This is a genomic window from Frigoribacterium faeni, from assembly GCF_007988805.1.
GTDB classification, from domain to species: Bacteria; Actinomycetota; Actinomycetes; order Actinomycetales; family Microbacteriaceae; genus Frigoribacterium; species Frigoribacterium faeni.
Genome location: NZ_BJUV01000066.1, coordinates 1 through 5448 on the forward strand (window position 1 = coordinate 1; position 5448 = coordinate 5448).

General features: G+C 63.1%; 2 protein-coding genes. One reads left to right on the forward strand and one right to left on the reverse strand.

The features are described from left to right. The coding region (locus tag FFA01_RS16440; RefSeq protein ID WP_443093383.1) for a CLIPPER-2 domain-containing protein at positions 1–3420 on the reverse strand (3420 nt) is incomplete at its 3' end. A 757-nt stretch (positions 3421–4177) separates the two neighbouring features. Here FFA01_RS16440 and FFA01_RS15660 point away from each other — a divergent pair. Next, positions 4178–5071, forward strand: coding sequence for a septum formation family protein (locus FFA01_RS15660; RefSeq protein ID WP_146857112.1), 894 nt, complete (start codon positions 4178–4180; stop codon positions 5069–5071). The last annotated feature ends 377 nt before the right edge of the window (positions 5072–5448 follow it).

The window sequence follows — 5448 nt, forward strand, 5'->3', positions numbered from 1 at the left end:
GGTCTTCACGACCTGGAGTGCGGGTGTGGGTTCGGTGATCACGACCGCGGTTGAGGGGGGTGTGGCGATGTCGGGGCTGTCGGGGGTGACAGGGGTGCCGGACGCGGTTGCGGAGTTGGATACGACGCCGGCGTCGATGTCCGCTTGTGTCAGGACATACGTGGAGGTGAAGGTGATGGTTTGCCCCGGGGCCAGTGGCCCTGCGGTTGTGGGGTCGATGGCTGACAGGGTGCCGGTGCCGGTGAACTCGGTCTCGGTCACGGTGACGTCATCAACGCTCACATTGCCGGTGTTGGTCACCAGGAACGAGTAGGTCACCGACTCCCCTGCCGTGGTTGCGCCTGCGGGCGACACGCTCTTCACGAGGGTGAGGTCGGGGGTGGGGGTTGTGGGGATCTCGATGGTGGAGCTGGGAGGTGTCGGAACAGGGTCACCGCCCGGTGTGGTCCCCGTCGCCGTTGCAGTGTTCGTCAGGTTTCCCGAGTCGATATCGGCCTGGGTGACGACGTACGTCGCCGTGAACGTCGCTGATCCACCGGGAGCAAGAGAGGCAGCTGTGGCCGGTGTGATGGGGCCGAGGTCGCCAGCACCGGAGAAATCGGCTTCCACGGGGCTGACGTCACTGACGGTGACATTTCCGGTGTTGGTGACCACGAAGGAATACGTGACCGTCTGGCCGGCCTCGGTGATCTCGGTCGTGTCAGCGGTCTTCTGGACTGTGATGCTCGGGGCTGGGGTGGTCGGGATCTCGACGGTCGAGCCGGGCGGCGTTGGAACAGGATCTCCGCCGGGAGTGGTCCCGGTCGCCATCGCGGTGTTCGTCAGGTTTCCCGAGTCGACGTCGGCCTGAGTGACGACGTACGTGGCTGTGAACGTTGCCGACTCCCCCGGAGCCAGCGAGGCCGCAGCGGTTGGTGTCAGCGGTGACAGTGTGCCCGTGCCGGAGAAATCGGCTTCCACGGGGCTGACGTCGGTGACCGTGATGTTGCCATTGTTGGTGACCACGAAGGAGTAGGTGACTGTCTGACCAGCCGCCGTGATCTCCGTTGTGTCCGCAGTCTTCTCGACCGCCAGAGCAGGGCCGGACGTGACAGGAACGGTGACCGTCGAGTCGGGAGGCGTCGGGAATGGGTCTCCTCCCGGGGTCGTGCCAGTGGCGGTCGCGGTGTTCGAGAGTGCACCCGAATCGACATCAGCTTGAGTCACGACGTACGTCGCCGTGAATGTCGCCGAATCGCCCGGGGCGAGAGAGTCAGCCGCGGTCGGTGTGACCGGCGAGATGGTGCCCGTGCCGGAGAAGTCACCTTCGACAGGGCTGACGTCCGTGGCAGTCACGTTGCCGGTGTTGGTCACGACGAAGGTGTACGTGAGCGTTTGACCGGCCGCCGTGATCTCCGTCGTGTCCGACGTCTTTTCGACCGTCAGTGCCGGGGCCGAGGCCACGGGGATGTTGACGCTGGACTCGGGGGTGGTGGGAACGAGGTCGCCACCGGGGGTAGTACCTGTCGCGGTCGCCGTGTTCGTCAGAGCACCTGAATCGACATCAGCCTGTGTCACGACGTACGTCGAGGTGAACGTCGCCGATTGTCCCGGAGTAAGCGTGGCGGGCGTGGTGGGTGTGATGGGACCGAGGTCGCCGGCGCCGGAGAAGGCGCCCTCCACGGGGCTGACGTCGGTGATGGTGACGGTGCCGGTGTTGGTGACGACGAACGAGTAGGTGACTGTCTGACCGGCGTCGGTGATTTCCGTCGTGTCAGCTGTTTTCGCCACCCTCAAGGCAGGGCCGGGGGTGACCGGGATGGTCGCGGTGGACGGGGGCGAGGTGACGGGATCACCGGTGGGCGGTGTTCCCGTGGCAGTCGCCGTGTTCGATGTTGAACCGCGGTCGACATCGGCCTGGGTCAGCGTGTAGGCGGCCGTGAAGGTCGCGGTCTCACCGATTGCAAGCGTTGCCACGGACGCGGGAGTAATCGGGCCGAGGGTGCCGGAACCGGTGAAGCCGGTGTCCGTGACGGTGACGTCCGACAGGGCACTCCCACCGGTGTTCTCGGCGACAAAGGAGTAGTCGATGGTCTGACCGACGGTGTACTGCGCTGGAGCAGAGGGAGTAGCCGTCTTCGTCAGGGTCAGCTCTGACACGGGGTGCACGGTGCAGGAGGTGTCTCCGGCGACGCACTCACCCGGTGGTGCCGTGCCGGTGTCGACGACGTAGTTGGACATGACGTGGTCGCCAGTGTCGGGGTCATTGACCGTGACGGTGTAGGTGAGGGTGGTCTGGCCGCCGACCGGGATGACCCCGGTTATGCGGAAGCTGCCATCGCTGACCGGGCCGAGGGTCAGCGGTGTGCCGGAGGTCACGACCGGGGCCGTAGTGATGGTGGCGTCGTCGAGGACGCCGCTGAGATCGTCGGTCTTGTCGACCTCGGCCGGAGCGGTGCCGTCGGTGTTGGAGAGGACGACGGTGTAGGTCACGGTCTGGCCCGGCAGCAGCGCGGTACCGGACTCGGGGGTGGCGGTCTTGTTGACCGTGAGATTCGAGCAAAGGCCGCTGTCCTGTGCTGATGTCGCGCCGTAGAACGCAAGTCCTGTCGCGGCGATGTTCGTGGTCGGGATCGGTGTGGTGGAAGCAGTTGCAGGAAGGGCACCCACTTCGTAGAGACCTCCACCGGAACCGGCGAGGTAAATGCTGCCGCCGCTTTGAGCTGCACCGAATGCTTGGGGAACTGTCCCAATCTGCGTCACTGTTCCGTCGGGGCTGAAACGGAACAGGGCACTGCTGTTCGCAGGCGTCCCGCTGTCGATGCTGGCCACAGCAAGTACGTCACCGTCAGCGAGAGTGAGGAAGTCACCACCCGAGGCGAAACCGGCGGGAAAAGAGGCCTGATAGATCGTCGACACGCCAGTCTCAGTATCCAACTCATAGACAGAACGGTCGCCCGAAGCGCCCATGAGAAGGTTCCCATTAGGTAGGGCGCTGAGGGCGTTCACGGAGACAAAGGGCAGAGCGCCCGTGATGGGAATGGAGCCCGTCTCGGCTCCAGTCGCAGTGTCGATTGTGTACAGAGTCCCGGGGCGGCTGAAGTTCACGCCGTAGAGCGTCAATCCGTCGCTCGAGAAGGCAATATCTCCGTAGTCCCTGAAGAGCTGGGTCGAGCGGATGAGCGTTCCATCCACTGAGTATTCGTAGAGATCCCTAGTTGCACCGCCGGTGTTGACGAAGATAGTCCCGGGCGGGCACGTAACCGCGGCGCGCGCGCTCTGTGGGAAAACGGCTCCGGTGACGGCAGTGAGCATGCCGACGAGCATCGCCAGAAGAACGGCGAAAGAGATCCGTCGAAATAGTGGTCGACGGCCACTCATGGTGAGGTTTTCTCGAGCGTGCTGAAGGTACATCTGATCCCCGATCTGGGTTGTAGTCAAGACGCCTCGTAGGGGCGCCCGTGTCGCGGTTTTCCAGCCCAGTACCGGTCTGCCGTATGCCAGCCGCGCCACAAGCAGTCCGTGATCGAAACATGCGGCGAGGCCTCAAGACACACGTGAACGACAACTGTTGTTGCCGAGTGCGTGCCTTGCGCGTCAGGTTTCCAGCTACTGCTGGACCAGTCAAACACCCCCATTCGGGGGGGTGTTTTTCGATTCGAGACAAGCTACTGAGTCTTGCTCGTGATATTTGCGGGGGTGTCAGCCGACAGCGGGCAGCCCAGCAACCCATGTCTCGACGACGTTTCTGGTCCGCATTTCCGAAATTGGACAACGAACAGTCGTTCTAGACTCGCAAACCGGACAGGCGTCTGAGTTGCTTCGTAGTGGCACCCCGAGGGCATCGTTTCGCTTCGTATGCATCGAGACGAGACGGCGGAATCGCCAGTTAGAAGAATGACTACATCCGTCTTTAAACGTGGTCCGACACAGCATCGCGCTCCCCCTCACTGCGCCGCCCTCGCTTCGGCTGAGCACATCGACCCAACGATCTGCCCACCACGTGACAGCCACGATCACCGGTCGAGAAACCAAGTTCCGTAGCTGGCCTCTCACCGATCCCTATCGGGCACCGCTCTGGAGCTCTGACCGCCGAACCTCCTGAACCTCGCCAGAAACAGCAGGCCCGAAAAGGGGTCACCCTGCCGCCCATTTGCCTGACGATTCTTCAATACGCTGAGACAGGAAAGTGAGAAAAATGCGTACGAAGTTCATCGCTGCTGGCATAGCCCTGGTCCTTGTGACCTCATTGGCCGCTTGTTCGACAGAGGCGGCTGAACCCTCTCCGCCTCTGTCAACTTCAACGACCGCTTCTGATGCGATTCCGGAGAAGAACGACTGCTGGGTGACCGATCCGAGTCTGAACGACGGACGAGAGGGCACCAAGTTCCCCCTTGCGTGGTCCGGAGCCGCGCCAGTGGATTGCGCGGACGACCATGACGTCGTTACCTTGAGCACTGTAGAAGTGCCCGACGACTTGATCGCTACGTTCACGGCGACGACGACGATGGGCGATGTCACGGGGGAAACGCGAAATTACATCCAATCGACGTGCGGTAAGGCACCCGCCGATGCTCTCCAGGTCGAAGACGCCTCTCTTTACAGGACCTTCTCCGTGCAACCGCACTTGCCCACGCCCGAGGCTTGGGCGGAGGGAACCCGCTGGCTGCGCTGCGATTTGATGAAACTGCCCCCGGGGTTCAATTTCGCAGCCGAAAAGGCAACGTCGTCTTACGCGCTTCTCCCTTCGTCCGTTGATGCCTTGGCCGCCGACATGCTCGAGAATCCACGGAAGTATCAACTCTGCGCGGTGACTTCAGGCGGCCAGGACCCGTTCGCGTCCCAAGGACGACTCACGACTCTCGCTGATTGCACTCAGGACTACGAATGGCGGTTGGCATCTTCTGTCAATGTGACCGATGCATTTCCGGACGGTAATCCCGGGGACGAAGCCATTCAGGCTTACGCCCGCGGTCTGTGCGAATCGGCAGCTGGAGAACAGGAATGGTGGGCGTACTGGCCTCTCGCAAAGGAGTGGTCCGACACGGCATCATTTTCATGCTGGTTGAAGGACGGCCCCCTCGCTCGATAGCAACCCCGACCACATCGGGGCCGGGCCCGCGCACTCCCGAGCGGCTATTGAAGTAGACGCCCGGCCTGGCGCGGATCAGCGCGCAGAACCTGGTGCTGCTCGATCGCGCCCCATGAGGGAGCGCCTCCGTGGGCCGTGCCTCGGTCGTGCTGCACGAGTTGAGGGAGCGATGCAATGTCGGGACGACGAAGCGGGGGCAGGCGGCGCATCGCTAGCGTCGACGGATGGCTGGCATCACGTACCGACACCGCGTGCACAAGCGCTTGCTCCTGACGCGCCCCGTGCCCGATCCTCTAACGGACAAACGACTTTGAGATTCGGGCGCATAACGCCGACGGACAATCCCGGCCTGCCGCTAAACGGCGTTGGCTCCGCCC